The organism is Neobacillus niacini, assembly GCF_036961885.1.
Taxonomy (GTDB): domain Bacteria; phylum Bacillota; class Bacilli; order Bacillales; family Cytobacillaceae; genus Neobacillus; species Neobacillus niacini_H.
Genome location: NZ_JBALNQ010000003.1, coordinates 1,887 through 23,910, shown reverse-complemented (window position 1 = coordinate 23,910; position 22,024 = coordinate 1,887). Strand labels below are relative to the sequence as shown.

Below are 22,024 nucleotides of genomic sequence, written 5' to 3'. Positions count from 1 at the left end.
AAAAGGATATGGGTGGAAAAAACTTTTCTTATTTCCTACTATATACAATAATGAAACTTTTTCTCCATTTTTCCGTAATGTTAACCAGTAGGAAAAATTTTTATTGGTTTAACATTTCTTTCTTCAATCATAAATTGCATTATAATAAGATAAGAGAAAATATGAAGGAGTGAAATCATTGGGAGTTACACTTAGTAAAGGACAAAAAGTTGATCTAACAAAGTCAAATCCTGGTTTACAAGATGTTGTGGTTGGTTTAGGATGGGATATTGCACATAACGGTTCTAATTTCGATCTAGATGCCTCAGCCTTTTTAATAGGGCAGAATGGTAAAGTCCAAAGTGATCAGGATTTTATTTTTTATAATAATCCTTCTGGTGGCAATGGCTCCATTAATTATAGCGGGGATAATCGAAGCGGAGCTGGCGAGCGGGATGACGAACAAATCCGAATAAACCTGCAAAGAGTTCCCAGCCACATTCACCGAATCGCTTTCACAATTACGATCCATGATGCTCAAATGAAGCAGCAAAATTTCGGACAAATTTCCAATTCATATGTACGTATTTTTAATGAACAAAACAATGTGGAACTGCTTCGTTTTAACCTTGGAAAAGATTTTACAGTGGAAACAGCTATCGTCGCTGCTGAACTTTACCGCCATAATGGGGAATGGAAGTTTAACGCGATTGCCAGCGGTTTTCAAGGTGGACTAGCTGCATTATGCCGTAATTTTGGAGTGAGTGTCGATGATCCAACTCCAACACCACCACCAGTTCAACAAAATCTATTTAATAACCAGCAAAATCAATTTAATAATAATCATAACCAATTTAACAATCACCAAAATCAATTTAACCAACCTAACAATTATGCAAACCAACCATCATTTAATCAAAATCAATACAATCCAAATCAATATCAGCAAAACCAACAGCAACCAATTCATTTACAGCCTGAACCTACCTTTTCACAGCCAGCATTTGGATATCCAACACAAACCTCTCACTCCCACACAAATCGTACATATGGGGATGATATTTATTGCCCGCGTTGTAATTCTTCAAATGTCCGAACAGGGCAAAAGGGCTTTGGACTTGGGAAAGCGGCGATTGGTGGATTAATACTTGGTCCAGTTGGGCTTCTAGGTGGTTTTATTGGAAAAAATCAATTAAAATTCACTTGTAATAGCTGTGGTAATAATTGGTCCCCAAATCAAACAGATATTACTGAATGGGCCAATCAATCAAAAAGGAAAGCTCAGGATTTATTTAATCGCTATAAAAGCCAGGATGTCCTAGAAGCAGTGGTTGCTGCTTGTGCCTTGGTATCGATGGCTGACGGATACTTAGATGCTATGGAGCGACAAAAGATGATTGAGTTTGTAAACTCCAGCGAAGAATTACGGGTATTTGATAGCAACAAAGTCATCCAAAGATTTAACTACTTTGTATCCCGTATTGAAGCCGACCGAATGATTGGTCGAGCGGAAGCATTCCGTGCACTTGGAAAAATAAGATCAAAACCAGAGATCGCACGTTTAGTTGCTCGTTACTGTATTGCAATTGGTTATGCTGACGGTAATTTCGACCACAATGAAATGCAAATGGTCAGTGATATTTGCCGTGAACTTGGATTAAATCCTGGGGAATTCCTTTCTTAAAAAAATACCTCAATCCAGTTAAAGGATTGAGGTATTTTCTATTTTTGCCAGATTCGTTTATTTTCCACACGCTTTGTTAGTCCCTTTGAATCTAATCTTTCTAAAAATGGGATCATATATTTTCGCGACAGGTCGAGAATTTCTTTCGCATCTCCCACCTCAAACTCTTCTCCCGTTCCACTTCGAAGTTTTTCGACGGCCGCTTTAAAGACTTCTCCATGATAAGCAAATTGTTCATCCAAATGGACGACTAATTCTTGTTCTTCCAGGTAACGACGTAAATCCGCTTCTAAATGGTCTGGTATACCAGAATCTGAAAAATAATCTTTATAATAACGGACCTTCAGCCCATCCTTCTTTAATTCACTAAGCATATTTTCAGATCGTTTTTGCCAGCTTTTCGGAACATGTGGGACAAAGTTTGAAAGTGAAACAAACTGTTCTTTTCGATTGAAAATGGCATTTGCTATCCCATTTTCAACAACAAAATCTAGTAGCGATTTCGGGAACCTCTTTTGCATCGACTGCAAAAGCTCTGCTTTATTTAGGCCAAGTTTCATGGAATGAGCTTGATGAAAATCTTGTAATCGGTCATATATGTCTTCTTCAATCGAGTTAACTAATAGTTTAAGTGTAAACTCTTTCCCATTGTATAATATAAAATCTTCGTTATCTAAAAACTCATTTAGCATTTCTTCATCAAGTGCTGTCCGTTTTATTAACTCGCTAACTGTTATACTTTTAGCCTCAAAAATGGCAGACGTGATTCTTTCCTTCGGAGTACCTACCTTTTTCTTTTCAAGTTCTTCAATCGTTTGATTCCCAAACCGATATTTATTGCCTCTCGGATCAATGACCCAGCCGCCGCCAATTGTCTCTTGCGGGCTTGGGCGCCTTAAAATAAAGCGGTCCCCACGCTTCGTAAGAATTTCTTCCTCTAAGCGCAGCTGACAGAGAATTTCTCCGTTTTCTTCTTTCAGCTCATTTCTGTCAAAAAAGACAATCCGTCCCATTACTTCAGTCGTTCCAATATGGAGCTTAATTGGCATCCGTTGTTTCACCATATAGTCGAGATCCTCAACCACCCTGATCGCCACATCCACTGTTTTCGATACAATGAAGTGCTCTGATGAAACCAAAACATTCCCACGTTCCAGGTCTTCCTTTGAAACACCAGAGAGGTTGATTGCGGTACGCTGCCCTGCATAAGCCTTTTGTGCTTGCTTATGATGGACCTGAATCTGCCTGGCCTTTACCTCCAGCCCCTCTGGCATGATCTTAAGGGTTTGCCCCTCTTCTACGGTTCCTTCATAAACCGTTCCTCGAACAACCGTCCCCTGCCCCTTGACAGTAAATACTTGGTCAATTGGGAGACGGAACGCCCCTTTGGCATCTCTCATTTCTTGTTCTTTCAGTGTTCTAATGATTAAATCCTTTAACTCCTCAATTCCCTTTTTTGAAAGGCTGTCTATTAATACGAATGGAGTACCCTCAAAAACGCTTCCTGTAAGTTCTTCTAATATCTCATCTTTAACGAGCTCAATAAATTCTTCATCGACACGATCAATTTTAGAAATGGCAATGAGTCCATTCTTCACTCCTAGAAATTTTAAGATGTCCAGATGTTCTCTCGTTTGCGGCATGACTCCTTCATCGGCTGCGACAACAAGTACAACCAGGTCAATTCCAGCCACCCCAGCAATCATTTGCCGGATAAAGCGCTCGTGTCCCGGAACATCAATTACCGAAATTTGAACTTCCTCATCCTCATAAAGTGGAGCAAATCCCAGTTCGATCGAAATTTGTCTTTCTTTTTCTTCTTTTAATCGGTCGGTATCGACATTGGTCAATGCTTTTGTCAAGGAAGTTTTACCGTGATCAATATGTCCGGCCATGCCAATTGTAAAATATCGTTTTTCCAAAGTTGCCACCTACTTTTTCTATCTTCCTATTCTACTTTATCTTTAAAGAACATATAGTTCAAGGGTACATTTTTAGACAGATAAAGAGGCTCCGATCGCGCCACAATATTCCCCCTTTTCTAAAAATACTGTAGATAAACCCATCATATCCATATAGAAATCTAGACCACTCTTTAATGAAGGATTATCCACAATAGCACTTCCGATTATGACGGCATTTTTAACTTGATGTAAGGCAGCTGCCTGAGAGGTTAATAACACAATGGTTTCAGCTATCATATTGGAAAGCGATGCCAGCCGATCAGCTTCTGTATGGTATAGTTTTTTCCCCTTTGCAAAATTCGCAGCGGTTAAGTCCCCATTAATTGGAGTTTCTGCTGATTCATAAATATCCTTTACAAGCATGTCTACGTTACTTTTATTCCCCATTATTGCTAGATCAGTTAGCTGATGATAGTCCTGCCCCTGTGCTAATAGTGACCCAAGCCCAGTAAACGTCCCACCTCCTATGCCACTGCCAAGAATTCGCTCCGCCTTATCTCCTTTTACTACATGCCAAGAAGTTCCTGTCCCAATGTTTACAATTAGATAGTTTTCTTCCAACCCTTTATTTTCTATGGATAATAAAAACCGTACACCCTCACAAGTTGCTTTAAATTCAGGATAGATGACACTGTCTTGAAAGTACTTTTTTTGAATTACACTGGCTTTCCCGCCAGTTAATGAAACTTTTAAAGAGGGAGCAGACATTCTTAACCATGAAAGAGCAGAATCCAACTCGGAAATCGGAAATTTTTTATAGTGCATCCTCCCATTTTCCTGATAAACCATTTTTATTAATGATCCTCCAGCGTCAATTCCTGCTGTAATCCGTTGCATTTCAGCCCCACTCCTTCTATTCAACTAGGATAATAACTAATTTGACAATTCTCCCCTTTATCCTGCTTTTTCTTTTCACGATTCCTCCACAATCACCCCGTTCAATGCGTCAATTAATGTGCTATGGTGTAGAAAAGAATTCTATTACAACAAAGGAAGATTATTATGAAGAAAATCGTTTTTCCTATGATCCTTGGACTAGCTTTGTTAGTTGGTTGTCAGAACAGTGAACCGAAAGCAAAAGAAGTTCCGAAGCAGACAAATGAAGAAAACAAACAGGCTGCAGAAACGACAAATACCAATTTTCCATATCCAAATCTATTGTCTGAAGATGCTCAATTCTTTTCCCTCTTAGTGATCGGGGAACCAGATCAAGATAACCCGATTGAAAAGAACAAAAAGATCACAGATAAAGTCCATGATATCTTGAGTTTACCTGAACTTGAAATGGTTAAAAAAGCTTATCCAGAACTTAATATCAAGAGCGAACCCGCCTATATTGTTTTTGACCAGGCTGGAGTTGTTCATCAATCTGCGGACCTCGAGGAGCTAACAACCTTCCTAGAGAAAAAATAGCCGAAAATAAAAACCAGAATTAAATTCTGGTTTTTTTGCTATCTCATAATGAAAGCTATTTAATCACAAACTCTGTTCGGCTGTAGCCTTCTTTCGTCTTTTTTACTTCTAATATTGCCGGTATCGCATTTTTCAATTCTTGTACGTGCGAGATCACACCAATCATACGACCCGATTGCTGCAGATCAATTAATGTATCGATTGCTTTATTCAATGATTCTTCATCTAAAGAACCAAATCCTTCATCGATGAACATGGTATCAATAGAAACTCCGCCCTGGAAGCTCTGAATGACATCAGCCATACCCAGTGCCAGGCATAATGAAGCATTAAACTTCTCCCCGCCTGACAAGGTTTTAACATCACGTGTTTGTCCAGTATAAGAATCAAACACATCGAGACCAAGACCGCTTTGTCTGCCGCGAGCCTCTTGACGTTCACTTCGCTGCAAGATAAATTGACCATTCGATAGACGTTTTAAACGTTCATTAGCTGCAATGATTATTTGCTCTAGGTACTCGATTTGTAAGTATCGTTCAAATGATATTTTACTGCCATTTTGCCCTCTAACCACATCAAATAAATCCGCTATTCGATTCATTTTCTTTTCCAAAGCGGTTACCGTTTCTTCTGTATTTAGTATTTTCCTTCTTAACTCGATAGCCATTTTCTGATAACCTTCCGAATCACTCAATACTTTTAGGGCTAGGTCACGTTCATTTTTCATTAGAGTTAATTCACTTGCTAATAATTCTAAATCTGCCCTTACTTTATCCTTCAATTCAACTTTAAGTTCGGTGATTTGTGCTTTAAGCGTTTCAAAATTTTTCTTAAAATCATCAATTGAAGCTTTTAGTTGATGTCGAGCTGTGTCTGACATTTTTGCACGTATATAGTCATCTTCAGAAGCAAACAGAGCATTTTGCCATTCGGAGACAAATTGAGCTTCTGAACGTTCCTTTTTCTCGGTACTTTCTTGTAATTGAGTGTGGGCACTAACAAAATAAGCAGATGTCTTTGTTTCTTCTTCTTTTGTTATCTGCAGCTGCTTCTGGGCAGTCTCCCAATCCCTCTCAAGCTTTTCCTTTTGATGTTGCGCTTCTGTGATTTTCTCTTGTAAAGCAGTTAGATTTCGAATTTCCTCTGGAATCCGACTGATTTTCTCATCATAAATGGCTTTTTCTTTTACAAAAGCAGTCTGCCTTTCTTGATGAGCAAAAAATAATTGTTCCTTTTTTACCTCATATTGTTTTAATTCTTGTTCTATCGCCTCAAGCGACTTCTTTAAGGCCTTTATCTCATCCTTTGCTACTAGGAGGGCATCGACTTCTTTCTTTAGCTCTTGACCCTCTTTAACGATGCGCTGGTAGATTTGCTGCGCATCTTCAACTAGAAATCCCTTTTCCATGACTTCATTGGCTTTTGTTTCAAGCAGTTCTGTATTAGATTTCAAATTTGCTGCTGCATCGCGATAAAGGTTATCTAGTCTATCTAAAGCTTTTTTAACTGCTTCTCGCTCTTCTTTTGTAGGAACCGCATCTTGACCATCAGCCTTATGAGGATGGTCACTGCTTCCACAGACAGGGCATGGCTTTCCATCATGCAAATGCATAGCAAGTATACTCGCTTGTCCACTAATCCAGGACTCTTCAAGCTTTTCGAATTGGCCTTTCATTTCCAGGTAATCCCTATGCTTTATTGTGTAGTCCTCTTGTAGCTTTTCCTGCTTTTGGTGGGACTTTAAATATTCCTGGATGATAACTACCTGTTCTCTCAATTCATGTAAGGTTTGCTGTTTAGTAGGTAATTCATCGACAAGCTTTTCTATTCCCTTTATGCTAAAAGTGATTTTTTCCTTTTCACTGTTCTTTGCATCCATTTTTCCACGGGTACCTTCAAGGTCATTTACTAGTTTCTGGACCTCTTTATTTATCTTTAATAGCTCCGACTTTTTACTATCAATCTCCTGGACAGTCGGAAGGAATTCTTTTAAGCGATCAAAGGTCCGGGCACTTTCCTCACGTTCCACTTTCCGCTGCACTTGGGTATCGTAAAATTTTTGTGCCTTTTCACTCTGTTCTATCGCTTCTTTTTGTTTTAAATCCGCCTCAACTAAAGCTAGCTTTTTCGAGTTTTCATCCGCACGCCATTCGTTCACCTGGTTTTCATAGGCTACAATTTTACTTGCTCGTTCGGCTTTTTCGTATTGTGTTTCTTTTATTTTAAAGTTTGGAATTTGTAGGGACCATGTTTGAAGTTTTGTTTCCTTTTCATCAAGCTCCTGGAACCGCTCATTTAACGTTTTTGCTTGATGATAATCCTCGAGTTTTTGGTTATAGGCCGCTTCTGCTTCCTCAGACCGTTTCTTATTTTCCATCATTTCTATTTGGTAGAAGTCAGCTTCCAAATCTAAGGCATCAATGACTTGATTTGTATTATAGTGTTCTTGTAAGAACACTTCAGACATTTTTGAATTTACCCGGATTGGAAGAGTCGCTTGAATATCTTTAATATATCGGTCAATCATTAGAGCTTCACTTTTATACTCTTCTTCGGCTTCTTTTTTTCGTTCCTTTAATCGTTCACTAATCCATTTATATGGTTCTGTTTTAAAAATCTTCCTTAGAATCTCTTCTTTATTTTCCGTTTGTGACGTTAATAGCTTCCGAAATTCTCCCTGTGGAAGCATCACAATTTGGCTAAACTGATCCTGTGTTAATCCAACAATTTCTTCTACCCTTTTGTTAATTTCAGAAACGATTTGTCGGTCTACACAAGGAATTTCACCGCTAGCGGTTTTTTCATAAAATTCATACTGTTCCCCAGTCGCGCCTTTGTTTCCCTTTTTCACATGCGAAAGTTGTCTTCGAATCCGATATTGCTTATTGTGAAGTTCAAATTCCAATTCTACCGCAGTGTGAATATCATCATCCGCAAAGTCACTGCGCATCATTTTCGAATCGCTACGGTCCTCCCCACTGGCCGATCCGTAAAGAGCGAAACAAATGGCGTCAAAAATTGTCGTTTTTCCTGAACCCGTGTTACCTGAAACAACAAATAAACGATTATCCTTTAGCTCGGTAAAATCAATTACTTCACGATCTTTGTATGGTCCAAAAGCAGTAATGGTAATTTTTAACGGTCTCAAAAGGTTACTCTCCCTTCGCTGCTTGATTTGTTGTGACTGCGGTTTTTCCAGAATAGCGCTCACTATCCTTCTGAACTAGCTCTTGAAGGACCTCTAAAAATATACCTTCCGTTTCTTCTGCTAGAGCTGTTCCTTTTACTTCTTGGTAAAATGCTTTAAATAGGGATAAATCGTCCATTTTCGTTCTAGCTATGCTTTCCGTCGCTTCTCCATCCTTCACGATAGGAGACTGGATTACTCGCTCGACATGCATCGCATTTGGATAAACGGAGCGAACCTTCTCCATTGGCATAAGTATCGGCGTTTCATCTAGCAAGCGAACAAATACATAATCCTCGTTTGTGGGCTGCTTTAATAGGTCTTCCATTCTCGCCTCAACCGTTCTCATATCATGAGCCGGAGTTAACAACCGTTTTTCTAGCGTAACCTTACCAGCCTTATCCATTTCCACAACGAAGAAGCCTTTCCTATGCTTTTCCTCTGAAATCGAATACTTTAGTGGTGAGCCTGAATATTGGATCGTTTCATTTAGAACAAAATGGGCTTGGTGCAAATGCCCTAGTGCTGTATAATGAAATTTTTCAAAGTTGACGGCACTAACATGCTCTGCACCGCCAATCGAAAGTGGTCGTTCTGACTCGCTTGTATTGTCCTCTTTTTCTCCTGCTGGTGTTACAAAGGCATGGCCAACAAAGACGTGCCGAGCATTAGGATTCATTTTCGCTGCAATTACATCGGTAATTTTTTTCATCGCATCATTATGATTCTTGACTTCCTCGTCTTCAAATACATATCGAATCATACTCGGGTCAGCATATGGTATTAAATGAAAATGTACCTCCCCATGCTCATCTTTAAGAACTACAGGCTCTAACTTTTTGGAAATTTGACCTACCATATGATAGCCATTGGACTTCATGATCTTGCTGCCGAAATGAAGTCGGCTTGGGCTATCATGATTCCCTGCTATCGCTAATACTGGAGTGTTTAATTGCAAAACAATCGTCTCCAGCACTTCGTCTAATAAATTAACAGCCTCCGTTGGCGGTACCCCGCGATCGTACAAATCCCCCGCAATAATAACAGCATCCGGCTTTTCTTCTTTAATTGCTTTGACAAACTCTTTAAGAACATGACGCTGATCTTCAGTCATATATACATTTTGAACTAGCTTCCCTAAATGCCAGTCCGCAGTATGGAAAAACTTCATCCCATTCACCTCATCTTTAATTCCTCATAACTACTATTATAGCAAAATACCAACTTAAAAGTGGATGGAAAACAAAGCAATTAAAGGTAATGCAGGGTGAAGATTTTTATCGATTAACAGCAAAAAACAGCCCGACGCATTGGTCGGGCTGTTGATAATTGATTTAGTTGGTTACTTCTTAGTTACGTTAGCAGCTTGTGGTCCACGAGCTCCTTCAACTACTTCGAAAGATACTTCTTGACCTTCTTCTAAAGTTTTGAAACCTTCTGTTTGAATAGCAGAATAGTGAACAAATACGTCATTTCCGTCTTCAGCTTCGATAAATCCGAAACCTTTTTCTGAGTTAAACCATTTTACTTTACCGTTTTTCATGTAAAAAAATCCTCCTATTGACTAAAAATAAGCCATTTGTAAAATTAACCAACTTGCAACGGCTGACTAAATTTTAACACTTTTCAGTCAATTCGTCAATGTACGATTCCTGATTTCACCCAGAAAAAATCAGACTTTACAAGGGGTTGGGCGCCGTAGGCCCTGGATTATTTTCGGTTCTGACTACCCTGTGAATTTGTGACCATCACCGTATTCCTGTCTATTTTTCCAAGTTTACATTTTAAATCTTTAATCACATCTTTAATGAGTAATTCTACGCCAATCAACGTTAGTGATGGGAAGTTTGCAAACAGCTTTTTGACCTCCCATTTCAGTTCATTCTCACCACAAATACTGTGGCGATTAATCTGCTCCACTTCTTTTTTAATAATGGCAAGTTCTCTTTGTCTTTCTTTCTCTGGAAGGAGCTCAATCTCATCGAGTCGGTCAAGGAACTCAATAGATTTTTCAATTTTTAATTTCACTTCATCATGAACGTCTTTCGTAATGATTTTATTTTTACATTTAAATTCGCTAAGTTTTAATGCTGAATCGTAGGTTGCTTTTACAATTTCAGCTCGAGTCATGCTGTTGGTTTCATAGCTTAGCATATTTTTCCATGATGGCTGTTTCATAGCTTCACGGAAGTCTTCTAGTTTGTTACAAAACTTTTTATAGCCATATTTTTCTGGGTTCTCAAATGCTGGGCTGCCGGGATCAAGAAATGGAGAAAGTGGTGCCACAAAATAAGAAATCCGAGAACTTCTTTCACATTCTTTGTGAATATTTTCACAAAAATCAACATTTCTCATCGCACTTTGATAACTTTGATTTGGGATACCCGTCATGAAAAATAGGTCAATTTTAGCACAGCCATGCTTTAATGCAAATTGGAGCATTTCGATTACTTTAGCATTTGTACAAGGTAACTTTCCATTATACTTGCGAATATCTTCATCTGCCGATTCAAGTGTAAGCTCAATACTATATTTAGGTATAGCCATATTCAATCTTTCAAAAAATTTCTCGTCCGCATAATTAAACAGTTCAAATACGATTTCATTCTTTAGTTTCATTTTTGATAAACCATCTAGAAACTCATCAACGTACTCTTTTCCCCCCTGCCTGATATCATTTAAAAGAAATATTGGCGCTCGTGTAAATCGTTGAATCAAAGCAATATCTTCAAGCATTCTTTTTGGGGAACGCATAACAAGCTTTTTCCGGTTGCAGTTAAGTTCGTAGGCATCTTTAGAGCCCCCACAGATTAAACAATTATAATTACAACCTTTTGAGGTTAAGATCGCAGTGTTAGGATACTGCAGCCACCCTTTGTATGGCAGTGCATCTAAGAGATTAAAATATTTAAAGACTGAACCGATAATATAACGATATCCTGGTAAGTTAAACTCATCCAGACTATCTGGAACATAGGTGAGTTCATTATAAAAATATTGATTATTTCTTTTCCAAGTTAAATTAGGAATATCTGCAAAGTCCGATACCTCTTTTTTCTCCAACTTATTTAGCAGCATTAAGATTAATTTTTCAGTCGTATCACCGCGAACAACAAAATCTATACATGAATATTCAATTAATTCCTTATGAAAATAGGTGCTCGATAGCCCCCCGAACATAACCGGAGTATCTGGATGATACTTCTTAATGATTTTTGCTAATTCAACACTACCGTGGGCGTGTGGAAGCCAATGTAAATCAATTCCAAAAGCCTTGGCCTTTATTTTCCGGATTTTCTTTTCAACGTCAAATTTAGAATTTAAGAGCATTCGATTTGCAATATTAATGATCTTTACTTTTAAACCAAAGCGCTCAAGGTAGTCTCCAATGCTCGTCAATCCAATTGGATACATTTCAAAAACAGGTGAAGATGGAACAACATCGCTGATTGGACCGGTAAAAAGCATTTCTTTCCTAAAATCATAGACAGTAGGTGGATGCAGCAGTACCAAGTCGTAAATCATTTGATCACTTCCTAAATTCCTTATATTTGATTACACCTTTATAGTAATATAAGAAACTAGGTAAATGATGGTTAAAATATTACAAATAAAATAACATTATTTTCCTTATAAAAAACATAGCAATACCGAAGAACGTTAATTCTTCGGTATTGCTACTACTTCTTCATCTTCATCTTTAAATTTATCAAGTATAGTAATCGTATCAACTAGATGATTGTTAAAAATCTGTCGAGCCACAGCTAGTAATTCAATGATCATTGGATCTTTTAATGTATATATAACCTTATTCCCATCTTTTGTGCCTGAAACAATATTTTTTGCTCTTAGAATCGTCAACTGCTGCGAAACAGCAGATCCTTCACTGCCAACAAGGGTTTGAATTTCATTTACATTTTTATCCCCTTCTGCCAACAGTTCTAATATGCGGATTCTCAAAGGATGTGCCAGGGCTTTGAAAAACTCCGCCTTAAATTGCTGCATTTCAAGATTCAATCCATTCACTTCCTTAATCCATTCTAGTAAGTAGCCGAGAGCTTCGTTTTGCTGCTATCCATCATTCCTGAAGCCGAAAGCTTCTTACATTCTTTAAACGCGAAGTGTTTACAGCCAAGACATTTATTCCGGTCCAGCTGTGATAACGCAAACTGAATGGCATCACCAGTGTGTTCAAAAAAATGCTCTTGACCAATAACATCATATAAGCTTGTTCTTATCATTACATTTCTAGGCTGTTCGTTTATACCAGATATAATTACTATACCAGTTTTTGAAAAATGAGAAACAATACTAGCTAAAATTGCTTCACCAGTAGTATCCATAAATGGTACTCTGCTCATCCGTAATAAAAGAATTTTAGGATGATAATTAATCGTATTCATAATCGATGTTTCAAAAGTTTGAGCTGCTCCAAAGAACAATGGACCTTCTACATTATATATACTTACCTGCGGACAATCATGCGAGTCAGATACCATTTGAGTCTCGACCTTTTCGTGTTTATGCTGAAGATTTGGCAATGCTTTTGATGTCTTCATCAAATCGCTCATTCTCTTCGTAAAAAGAATCGCTGCCAGTACTAAACCCACTTCAACCGCAGTCGTTAAATTTACAAAAACCGTTAATAAAAAGGTAACCACTAACACTAGAGAATCCGTAGATTTTGTTTTGAAAATATGGGCAAATACTTTTCGTTCACTCATATTCCAAGCAACTACCATTAAAATTGGCGCCATACTAGCTAACGGAATATATGAGGCAAAGGGAGCGAAAAAAAGTAAAACGAGCAAAACTACAACCCCATGAATAATACCTGATAATGGGGAGACAGCCCCATTTTTTATATTCGTAGCTGTTCTAGCAATAGCCCCTGTTGCTGGAATTCCTCCAAAAAGTGGAGTAACCATGTTTGCAATTCCCTGTCCAATAAGTTCTTTGTTGCTATTATGCTTACTATTTGTCATCCCATCGGCAACAACTGCTGAAAGCAAGGATTCGATTCCGCCAAGCATCGCAATAATAAACGCTGGCTTTAATAGAGTAATAATCATTTCAAAGCTCAAATCAGGTATTTGAAGCTTTGGCAATGTACTTGGAATTTCACCATATGCCGTTCCAATCGTAGCTACCTGATTGGGAAAAAACAAAGTTGCAATCACTGTTGAAACAACTAATCCAATAAGTGGACCTGGTACTTTAGGAGCAATCTTAGGCGTCAAAATAATGGTTGCTAAACATATGATTGCTGTTAGGATACTTAATAGATTAATTGTGTCCATGTGAATAATAATTTCTTTCAAATTATTAATAAATTCTTCGTGTTTCTTAATTCCAGTCAACCCTAGGAAACTAGAAATCTGTCCTGTGAAGATGGTAATAGCTATCCCCGTTGTAAATCCAATTGTTACTGGCCTTGGAATGAACTTAATTAATGATCCAAGCTTAAATATTCCCATTAAGACAAGCATAACTCCAGCTAAAAAGCCCGCTATTAATAGGTTTTCATACCCATACGTCATAACAATTCCAAATAATATTGGAATGAACGCACCTGTTGGACCACCAATTTGGTACTTTGATCCTCCGAATAAGGAAATAAGGATTCCGGCAACAATCGATGTATAGATTCCATATTCTGGCTTCACCCCTGAAGCAATAGCGAAAGCCATCCCAAGCGGTATGGCAATGACACCTACAATGAGTCCGGACAGGACGTCTGTTGGTACTTTACTTAAGGAATATTTATGGAATCTTTTGTCACTAAACATATTCACCCTTCTTATCTTTTTAATTTGTATATCTGATTATTTGAATATAGAGGAATTTGAAGTAATAATCAAGTCATTTGTTTTATAAAAAATTCCCAGTTGTATTGTCCCCTGATCCTGTGTTATATTTATCTAGCGATGAGCTGAGTTGTGTAAGTCGAGAAACATTCCTTTATGGAGCGCACTATGTGGAGTGTGGTTTTTCGCCTCAATACGCAAAGACGTCTGTGTATGCAGACGTCTTTTTTATGTAGAAAATAGCATTTTCTTCCTATCTCCATTAAAATATACTTATAAAGGAATGGGAGGGAAAATGATGAATAATCATGAAATCGATTATAAAATTTACGGTGATGATATGCAGTTTGTTGAAATTGAGCTTGATCCAAATGAAACCGTGATTGCTGAAGCCGGCAGTTTTATGATGATGGAAGATGACATACATATGGAAACGATATTTGGAGATGGCTCTGGTAACAATGAAAGTGGACTAATGGGTAAACTATTTAGTGCAGGCAAAAGGGTTATTACTGGGGAAAGCTTATTTATGACCGCATTTACCAATCAAGGCCATGGCAAAAAGCATGCTTCTTTTGCATCACCCTACCCAGGTAAAATCATTCCGATGGATTTAAGTGAGTTAGGTGGGAAAATCATCTGTCAAAAGGATGCTTTCCTTGCAGCTGCTAAAGGAGTATCTGTTGGAATTGCATTTCAACGAAAAATTGGTGCTGGGTTCTTCGGCGGTGAAGGTTTCATTATGCAGAAGCTTGAAGGTGATGGACTCGCATTTGTTCACGCTGGCGGAACGATTACAAAAAAGGAATTGCTTCCAGGACAGACATTAAGAGTAGATACAGGCTGTTTAGTGGCAATGACTAGCAGCGTTGATTATGATATAGAATTTGTAAAAGGAGTCAAGACTGCACTGTTCGGAGGAGAAGGCTTATTCTTTGCAACACTAAGAGGTCCAGGTTCAGTTTGGATTCAGTCCCTTCCGTTTAGCCGACTTGCTAGCAGGGTCTTTGCTGCAGCACCACACCGTGGTGGGAAAAAGGATGAAGGCAGCATCGCAAGAGGTGTTTTTGAGATGTTTAATGGTGATTAAGCAATCAAACGAAAGCAGGCAAGATCTTTACAGATCTTGCCTTTTTAACGTGAATATAACTCCCATTTTGAACTATTCCAAATGGAGCGTGCTTAATTCCTGATTAGCTTGAACTCTTTTCAAGTTATAGGACTGCCAAGGAATGTTATCAAACTTAGCTTCGTTTTTTCGCTCTACTAACATATTCTTTAATCCTGGAAGCTGTTTATTTTCTTCATAAAGATCAATTAATCCGAGGATTCCGGTATAAGATAAGCTATTTAAATAGTGAATATCAATTTTTCCACTTTGTTCATACCGTTCTATATTCTTTGAGACAATCATTTTCTCTACATCGATTACATTCATTACTGTGTAGTAGAGTAATGAACTAATAAAATAAAAGTGAAACAATGACAGTTTTTCCATCCATATTTTTATTAAAGTATAGGTGAAAATGACGACAAGAAAAATCATAAACGAGTGTGCCATGATTCTAATAAAAGAAAACCCATATGCTTCCTCATACATGCTTAATCGCATGAAAGCAGAACTTAATAACACTGCACTCGAAAGCACAAGGGCAGTAAGCAGGATCTGAATAAGTCTTTTTATAAAATTAATTGTCTTATCAACAAAAGTTAAAACGAGAATAGTAATCGAAAGATTGATTAATGTTACAAATAAAAGTTCAAAAAATCCTTTTCTAGCATATTCAGCATACGTGAAATCTCCCTGCAAAGACCCGCTAAAGAAGTATTTAAATTGGACAATCGTAAAAAGGACATAGACTGCATTTATTAGCACCAGGACAGTTATCGTAATGATGGCATCGAATCTAAAAGTCTGGTTATTTCCATCTCCCATCGTTGCATTTATTTGTTTTTTTATAAGAGCCTGCATGAGACCAAAGAAAGCAAATGTATAAAACAAAACAACCATTATTCTAAAAACTACTTCCCCATTGATTAACTGGACCCAGTGTGGAATTCCCCCAATCAACCTTTCAAACTGGCTATCTGCTGACATCAGTAACCCTAAGACCACAAACAAAACAGGTACTGAGATCAATATCCCAATACATACTTTTTTCCATACTTGATATTTACTTTCGTCCAGTCCCTGCCTTAGTACCTTTCCTATTAAGGATGCAAAAATAAAATTATACTTTAATGCGGCTCCTAATCTCGAAAACATATATGTTATAAAGACCGGCTTGTTCCAACGCATATTTTTTTGACTCGTAACAACTACTAGGTGAAAAAATACAAGGGCAGGAATTACGAGTATATTCAAAGCAAAAAAGAATTGATTATCATTCAAAAAATAGCTGGCTGCTAATATCCAAATACAGATGAGGATTAGGTAACCGAATCGCTGATGAGAAAAAGAAAATCCCCGATAGCGATAAAAAAACAAGGCATAAAAAGCAGTAATAAACAACAGGTATGAAATGCCGATTTCAGCTCGAAAAAAAGCTTCCTCTGCAATTATTCCGACCACCATACATAGCAATAAAAATATCCAATCAGCTTTGACTATTTTCAATTCCATTACACTCCCTCTTCCTTTCATATAGAAATTCTACATACATAGTTATTCTATGTATGTAAGTAAAAAAAGATGCTCATATCGAAGCCTTCCTACCCCATCGATATCCAAGCCAACTAATTGGATATAAAAGGATGGTAAATATGATACAAGCAATAATAAACGTTTTGGTTAATAAAGGTTCAAACCAAGAATGCGGGATAATTTCAAAAACGGTTAATACCATTAACAACAGATTTGGAATGAGCGAAAGTAAAAACGTCTTTTTCAATAGCCTTCTTCCTCCATGCCCAAAACCTTTCCCAATTTCATAACCGAGCAATGCCCAAAAAAACATATAAATAAAGGCAATTAAGGTGGGGATAGCTGTTAAATGACCCCAAATTACCGTAAGCAAATTCCATTGAAAAACATTATGGAAAAAGGTTAACAAGCTTCCTCCCCCAAAAAAGAGAATATTCATAGCGATAAACAACCATTTCATATTACTTGGAGTTACAGAAAGCTCCTCTTTCCAACATGCTGCAATTTCCGCCGGTGTCCCCAATCTTGAATTAATGCGCTCGATCAGTTCATTCTCATCTGTACAATCATAAGATTCAATAAGAATTTCATCTATATGTGTTTCATATTCCAGAAGAATATTTTTCTTATCTTGATGGTTTCCAAGCCCATCATCCAGCTCTGCTAAAAACTTATTCTTCGGCCGTTCCATGCTTCGATCTCCCTATTACCTTGTTCATCACCTTCACAAAATCCTGCCACTCACGGGTTTTTTCATTCAGAACATCTTTACCTGCTTCAGTAATCTTATAATATTTGCGTGCTGGACCCTTTTCCTGCTCCTGCCAATAGCATTCAATATACTCTTGTTTTTCAAGCTTGTGCAGTGCTGGGTATAATGTTCCCTCTTTAACACTTAAGCCATTATCGCTACGCTGTTCTAAAACTTTTACCAACTCATAGCCGTACATATCTCTTTCATTTAACAATTGGAGTAAGATTAATGATGTGCTTCCTTTTACCAATTCACGATTAAACATTTTATCACCTACCTAGGATTATTAGGTACATAGAAATTCTACACTAAGTTTTTGTATTTGTAAATTAAAAAAGTGACGATTTATTTGATCGCCACCACATTTGACTATTTCTTTACTTTTTTCTGATTTTGGATAAATTCGTTACGTTCACCGCCATCTGATAACTCCTCTGAAAACTCATGTTCACCCAGCTGGTCTAGTACTTCATATGGTTTGATGGTTCTTGGTGGAATATTATTATTTGGTGCAGCCTGCTCATTCCATTTACTCATACAATCACCTCTTGCAATTAGTTTTGTTAATCCTGCAGAAAATAATACATCTGCATAAATTTTCCACTTTTTTAACATACTAAATAAAAAACAATGAGGTGAAAAAAATGGGATTAATTAACTCCTTTAACCAATGGAGAGAAACAAGATATCAAAATCATGTATCTCATATGATGAATCAAGGTAAATGCCCTGATTGCTACGGGAGAGGCTTTACAGTTTATCCCTATAATGAATTTGCCTATTATAATTCAGTGGAATGTCCTGGTTGCCAAGGAAGCGGAGCATACTCTGACTGGGATCAGTTGCGATAAAAAAATATCCCTTCACCTCCTTTACAAGGTGAAGGGATATTTTTTTTACAAACATGTAGAAAGCTGAACATAATTTTGCTATAATTTCAGAATATTCTTTTCCTATATGTATGATTGTATAAATAAACAAAGTTCATTATTAAGTACTTTACTGGAGGTTTTTTAATTATATGCCGCATTCACTATCTACAAACACGAGTTACGTTTCCAAATTAGATCTATTACAAACTGAAGTTGCTATAAAACAAACGAAAGATTTCTTTGAAAGTTCATTAGCAGAAAAGTTACATTTAACACGAGTTTCTGCACCGATTCTTTTAAAATCGGGAAAAGGCTTAAACGATGACTTAAATGGTGTTGAAAGAATGGTTTCCTTTGAAGCATTAGATATTAAGAATACCAATATTGAAATCGTTCAATCATTGGCAAAATGGAAAAGGATGGCATTGGCAAGATACGGTTTTGCACTCGGTGAAGGGCTATACACAGACATGAATGCGATAAGACGTGATGAAGTTTTAGATCATTTGCATTCCCTTTATGTGGATCAGTGGGATTGGGAAAAAATTATCTTAAAAGATCAAAGGACTTTAGGGACCTTAAAAACTGAAGTACAAAAAATCTATCAGGTTTTTAAAAATACAGAAGATTATTTATACGACCTTTATCCTGTATTGGAGCCAGTTCTACCTGAAACCATTCATTTTATTACCACTCAAGAACTCGAGAACTTATATCCAGATGATTCACCAAAGCAAAGAGAAGATAAAATTGCCAAACAATATGGCGCTGTGTTCATTATGCAAATTGGTGTACAGTTAAACTCAGGAGAAAAGCATGATGGCCGCTCACCTGACTATGATGATTGGACACTAAATGGTGATATTATTATCTATTATCCAACATTAGATCAATCGATTGAAGTTTCGTCTATGGGTATTCGGGTAGATGAAGATGCGCTAATGAAACAATTAATGCTATCGAAAAACGAGGAGCGCTCTTCCTTAGAATACCACCAAGCCGTTCTTAATTGTGAGTTGCCTTATACAATTGGCGGTGGAATTGGACAATCTAGAATATGTATGTTCTTTCTTAAGAAAGTTCACATAGGTGAAGTTCAGGTTTCAGTCTGGAACGATGAAATTATTGAAAACTGCAGCCAAGCAAATATAACCCTCCTGTAGGTTTTAGTATCTTGAATTAAATACAGCCTTTTTGGGGATTTATAAAGATATGTATGCTTTATATAACTCTGGGGGTGTTATTAATGTCTGTATTTGTATACCAGACGTTTGTTATTAAACAGGATATGTTTAAAGAAGCGATAGACAATTTAAGAGAATTAAAAAAATTCAGGAATGAAAACTATAACCATCATGTTGAGATCCTTACCCCTATTTCAGGCGAAGATCATACCTATGCATTACTATCGACATACGATGGTCTGGGAGAAATGGAGTTAGAAAACAAAAGGCTTTTTGATGATGAAGAATATTTGGAGCTTATTGGTCCATTTTTTCTTGAACACGTTAAAGAAAGCAGTTTGTACACGCAAATTTATAGAGGATTAAGTGAAAGAAAAGCAGATAAAAAGAATGATAATAAAAGTGAAAAATAATCAATTTTGAAAAACCGCACAGGAACATCTCGTGCGGTTCTTTTTATTTTGATATATAATTGTATTATTCAACCTTTTTTAGGAGGATTTTTCAGTGAAAGCGCATGAAGTAATGATCAGCCAAGTACACAAAGTTAAAGAAACAGATACTGTAAAGTCAGTAATTGAAAAATTGATTACTCACCGTATCAGTGGTCTTCCTGTAGTCAATGATCGAAATGAAGTTGTAGCCTTTATTAGCGATGGAGATATAATGCGATATATTGGAAAACATTCAGACAAAGTTCTCGATACTTTCTATTATCCAATCGTAATTATGGGTGATTATGAAAATTTCGAGGAAAGAGAACAAAGGCTCTTAAATTTAAATGTAATGAAATTAGCTAAACGAAAGGTAATAAAAGTTTCATGGGATGAGGATATTGAAAATATCGCAGCAATCCTAGGAAAAAGACAGATTAAAAAGGTCCCTGTTGAACGTAATGGTGTTTTGGTTGGAATCATAAGTCGTGGGGATATTATTCGAAATACTTTTAAAGAATTCCAAGCGATTTCTGCTAATTAGAAAAAAGCGAACAGGAGCTGTTCGCTTTTTTTATAAACTTGGAAACGTTTAATCTTTGTCGAGTAGTTCTTCTCCTGCAATTCCTGGCTCGGTCATTTCATATACATTCAAGATAATGTCTAATTCCTCTTCTGTTAACACATCGTACTTTAAACATAACTCCCGAACGGATTTCCCAGTTAGGGTTGCCTCCCTGGCAATTCTTGCAGCTACTTCGTATCCAAGATGTGGATTTACTGCTGTAATAATTCCTACACTTTTATCTACATATTCTTTTAAGCGCTCTTCGTTTGCTTCAATACCTGCCAAGCAATGATCTGTAAAAACACGAAACCCGTTATTCATGATACTGATGGACTGTAGCAGGTTAAAGACTAAAACAGGCTCCATCACATTTAATTCTAGTTGACCAGCTTCAGAAGCAAGACAAATGGTATGATCATTTCCAATTACTTGGAAGGCAATTTGATTAATTAACTCAGGCATTACAGGATTAACCTTCCCAGGCATGATAGATGAACCTGGCTGCCGTGCAGGAAGTCTGATTTCACCGAGACCAGCACGTGGACCAGAAGCCATTAGGCGAAGGTCATTCGCAATTTTCGACATATTCATCATACAAACTTTCAGTGTAGCTGAAACTTCTGTATACGCGTCGGTATTTTGGGTGGCATCCACAAGGTGCTCAGCATTAACAAGTGGAAATCCACTGATTTCAGCAAGCTGTTTTACTACATCTTTAATATATTTCGGGTCTGCGTTTAAACCTGTCCCTACAGCTGTCGCACCCATATTCACTTCTAATAAATGCTCTCTTGTATGTTTAATTCGATTAATATCACGAGTTAGGACCCTCGAATATGCCTCAAATTCTTGTCCAAGCCGAATAGGTACTGCATCTTGAAGATGAGTTCTACCCATCTTGATTACTTTTTCAAATTGAACTGCTTTTTGTTTAAATACCTTTTGCATATCTTCCATCGTTACGAGTAACTTTTCTAAAAGTGTTAGCGTTGCTATATGTATAGCCGTTGGGAACACATCATTTGTAGATTGTGACATATTTACATGTGTATTTGGGCTTAAATGAAAGTAATCACCTTTTGGGTGACCGAGTAATTCAAGTCCACGGTTTGCAATGACTTCATTGACATTCATATTCATGGATGTTCCAGCACCACCCTGAATCGGATCAACAATAAATTGATTGTCCCATTTTCCATCAATAATCTCATCTGCCGCCGTAATAATGGCATTAGCAAGATCTTTATATAATCGAGTGGTATTCATATTAGCAATGGCTGCTGCTTTTTTTACCATTGCCAATGCTTTAATTAATGAATCATGGATACGATAGCCTGTAATCGGAAAATTCTCTATCGCTCTAATCGTTTGAATCCCATAATACGCCTCAACCGGTATTTCTTTTTGTCCTAGGAAATCCTTTTCGATTCTTTTTTCTGCTGCCATTTGAATCCCCTTTTCTAATATCATTCGATACTCATCTACAGTTTTTACTTAAGCTGTTTTAAACTTGGTTGTTGATTTGCGCTACAGG

20 protein-coding genes are annotated in these 22,024 nt (G+C 37.2%); 7 read left to right on the top strand and 13 right to left on the bottom strand.

The window, feature by feature from the left end; genetic code table 11:
- Window positions 1–178 precede the first annotated feature (178 nt).
- Window positions 179–1,663 carry a TerD family protein gene (locus V7124_RS02135; RefSeq protein WP_335485421.1) on the top strand — a complete coding sequence of 495 codons (1,485 nt, stop codon included), beginning with the start codon at window positions 179–181 and terminating at the stop codon, window positions 1,661–1,663.
- 38 nt (window positions 1,664–1,701) lie between these two features.
- On the opposite strand, the gene selB is transcribed toward V7124_RS02135, so the two are convergent.
- The gene (selB, locus tag V7124_RS02130; RefSeq protein WP_420490497.1) at window positions 1,702–3,585 is read right to left on the bottom strand and encodes a selenocysteine-specific translation elongation factor; all 1,884 of its coding nucleotides are present in this window, start codon (window positions 3,583–3,585) and stop codon (window positions 1,702–1,704) included.
- 72 nt (window positions 3,586–3,657) lie between these two features.
- Window positions 3,658–4,464, bottom strand: coding sequence for a type II pantothenate kinase (coaW, locus tag V7124_RS02125; protein ID WP_335485419.1), 807 nt, complete (start codon window positions 4,462–4,464; stop codon window positions 3,658–3,660).
- 165 nt (window positions 4,465–4,629) lie between these two features.
- Here coaW and V7124_RS02120 point away from each other — a divergent pair, with 165 nt between their 5' ends.
- Window positions 4,630–5,040: a hypothetical protein gene (locus V7124_RS02120; protein WP_335485416.1), complete on the top strand. Its 411-nt coding sequence runs from the start codon at window positions 4,630–4,632 to the stop codon at window positions 5,038–5,040.
- A 55-nt stretch (window positions 5,041–5,095) separates the two neighbouring features.
- On the opposite strand, the gene V7124_RS02115 is transcribed toward V7124_RS02120, so the two are convergent.
- The 6 genes from V7124_RS02115 to V7124_RS02090 form a co-directional block, all read right to left on the bottom strand.
- Window positions 5,096–8,188, bottom strand: coding sequence for an AAA family ATPase (locus V7124_RS02115; protein WP_335485413.1), 3,093 nt, complete (start codon window positions 8,186–8,188; stop codon window positions 5,096–5,098).
- A gap of 4 nt (window positions 8,189–8,192) precedes the next feature.
- On the bottom strand, window positions 8,193–9,398 hold the full coding sequence (locus V7124_RS02110) for an exonuclease SbcCD subunit D (protein ID WP_335485410.1): 1,206 nt from the start codon (window positions 9,396–9,398) through the stop codon (window positions 8,193–8,195).
- A 171-nt stretch (window positions 9,399–9,569) separates the two neighbouring features.
- Window positions 9,570–9,770 (bottom strand): cold-shock protein, encoded by a 201-nt coding sequence (locus tag V7124_RS02105; protein ID WP_007083969.1) that lies wholly within the window; start codon window positions 9,768–9,770, stop codon window positions 9,570–9,572.
- Window positions 9,771–9,937: 167 nt separating this feature from the next.
- Window positions 9,938–11,752, bottom strand: a complete 1,815-nt coding sequence (locus V7124_RS02100) for a TIGR04190 family B12-binding domain/radical SAM domain protein (protein ID WP_335409337.1) — start codon at window positions 11,750–11,752, stop codon at window positions 9,938–9,940.
- A gap of 135 nt (window positions 11,753–11,887) precedes the next feature.
- Window positions 11,888–12,244, bottom strand: a complete 357-nt coding sequence (locus V7124_RS02095; protein ID WP_335409335.1) for an ArsR/SmtB family transcription factor — start codon at window positions 12,242–12,244, stop codon at window positions 11,888–11,890.
- 23 nt (window positions 12,245–12,267) lie between these two features.
- Entirely contained in the window at window positions 12,268–14,016 is a 1,749-nt protein-coding gene (locus tag V7124_RS02090; RefSeq protein ID WP_335485406.1) for a SulP family inorganic anion transporter, read from the bottom strand.
- Between the two features lie 316 nt (window positions 14,017–14,332).
- Here V7124_RS02090 and V7124_RS02085 point away from each other — a divergent pair, with 316 nt between their 5' ends.
- Window positions 14,333–15,124: a TIGR00266 family protein gene (locus tag V7124_RS02085; protein WP_335409331.1), complete on the top strand. Its 792-nt coding sequence runs from the start codon at window positions 14,333–14,335 to the stop codon at window positions 15,122–15,124.
- A 72-nt stretch (window positions 15,125–15,196) separates the two neighbouring features.
- Here V7124_RS02085 and V7124_RS02080 read toward each other — a convergent pair whose 3' ends face one another.
- From V7124_RS02080 to V7124_RS02065, 4 genes are all read right to left on the bottom strand, one after another.
- Window positions 15,197–16,657 (bottom strand): DUF4153 domain-containing protein, encoded by a 1,461-nt coding sequence (locus V7124_RS02080; RefSeq protein ID WP_335409330.1) that lies wholly within the window; start codon window positions 16,655–16,657, stop codon window positions 15,197–15,199.
- 73 nt (window positions 16,658–16,730) lie between these two features.
- Window positions 16,731–17,369, bottom strand: coding sequence for an HAAS signaling domain-containing protein (locus V7124_RS02075; RefSeq protein WP_335485404.1), 639 nt, complete (start codon window positions 17,367–17,369; stop codon window positions 16,731–16,733).
- Entirely contained in the window at window positions 17,350–17,697 is a 348-nt protein-coding gene (locus V7124_RS02070; RefSeq protein ID WP_335409326.1) for a PadR family transcriptional regulator, read from the bottom strand. The genes V7124_RS02075 and V7124_RS02070 overlap by 20 nt, the downstream gene beginning before the upstream one ends.
- A gap of 104 nt (window positions 17,698–17,801) precedes the next feature.
- Window positions 17,802–18,047 carry a hypothetical protein gene (locus tag V7124_RS02065; protein WP_335485401.1) on the bottom strand — a complete coding sequence of 82 codons (246 nt, stop codon included), beginning with the start codon at window positions 18,045–18,047 and terminating at the stop codon, window positions 17,802–17,804.
- A gap of 29 nt (window positions 18,048–18,076) precedes the next feature.
- Between V7124_RS02065 and V7124_RS02060 the strand changes: the two genes are divergently transcribed.
- From V7124_RS02060 to V7124_RS02045, 4 genes are all read left to right on the top strand, one after another.
- Window positions 18,077–18,283, top strand: coding sequence for a methionine aminopeptidase (locus tag V7124_RS02060; protein WP_335409324.1), 207 nt, complete (start codon window positions 18,077–18,079; stop codon window positions 18,281–18,283).
- A gap of 170 nt (window positions 18,284–18,453) precedes the next feature.
- Window positions 18,454–19,467, top strand: coding sequence for an aspartate--ammonia ligase (asnA, locus tag V7124_RS02055; RefSeq protein WP_335409323.1), 1,014 nt, complete (start codon window positions 18,454–18,456; stop codon window positions 19,465–19,467).
- A gap of 83 nt (window positions 19,468–19,550) precedes the next feature.
- Complete coding sequence (locus tag V7124_RS02050; RefSeq protein WP_335409322.1) at window positions 19,551–19,901, top strand: hypothetical protein; 351 nt, start codon at window positions 19,551–19,553, stop codon at window positions 19,899–19,901.
- Between the two features lie 94 nt (window positions 19,902–19,995).
- Complete coding sequence (locus tag V7124_RS02045; RefSeq protein WP_335409321.1) at window positions 19,996–20,466, top strand: CBS domain-containing protein; 471 nt, start codon at window positions 19,996–19,998, stop codon at window positions 20,464–20,466.
- Between the two features lie 48 nt (window positions 20,467–20,514).
- Here V7124_RS02045 and aspA read toward each other — a convergent pair whose 3' ends face one another.
- Complete coding sequence (gene aspA, locus V7124_RS02040; protein WP_335409319.1) at window positions 20,515–21,936, bottom strand: aspartate ammonia-lyase; 1,422 nt, start codon at window positions 21,934–21,936, stop codon at window positions 20,515–20,517.
- Between the last annotated feature and the right edge of the window lie 88 nt (window positions 21,937–22,024).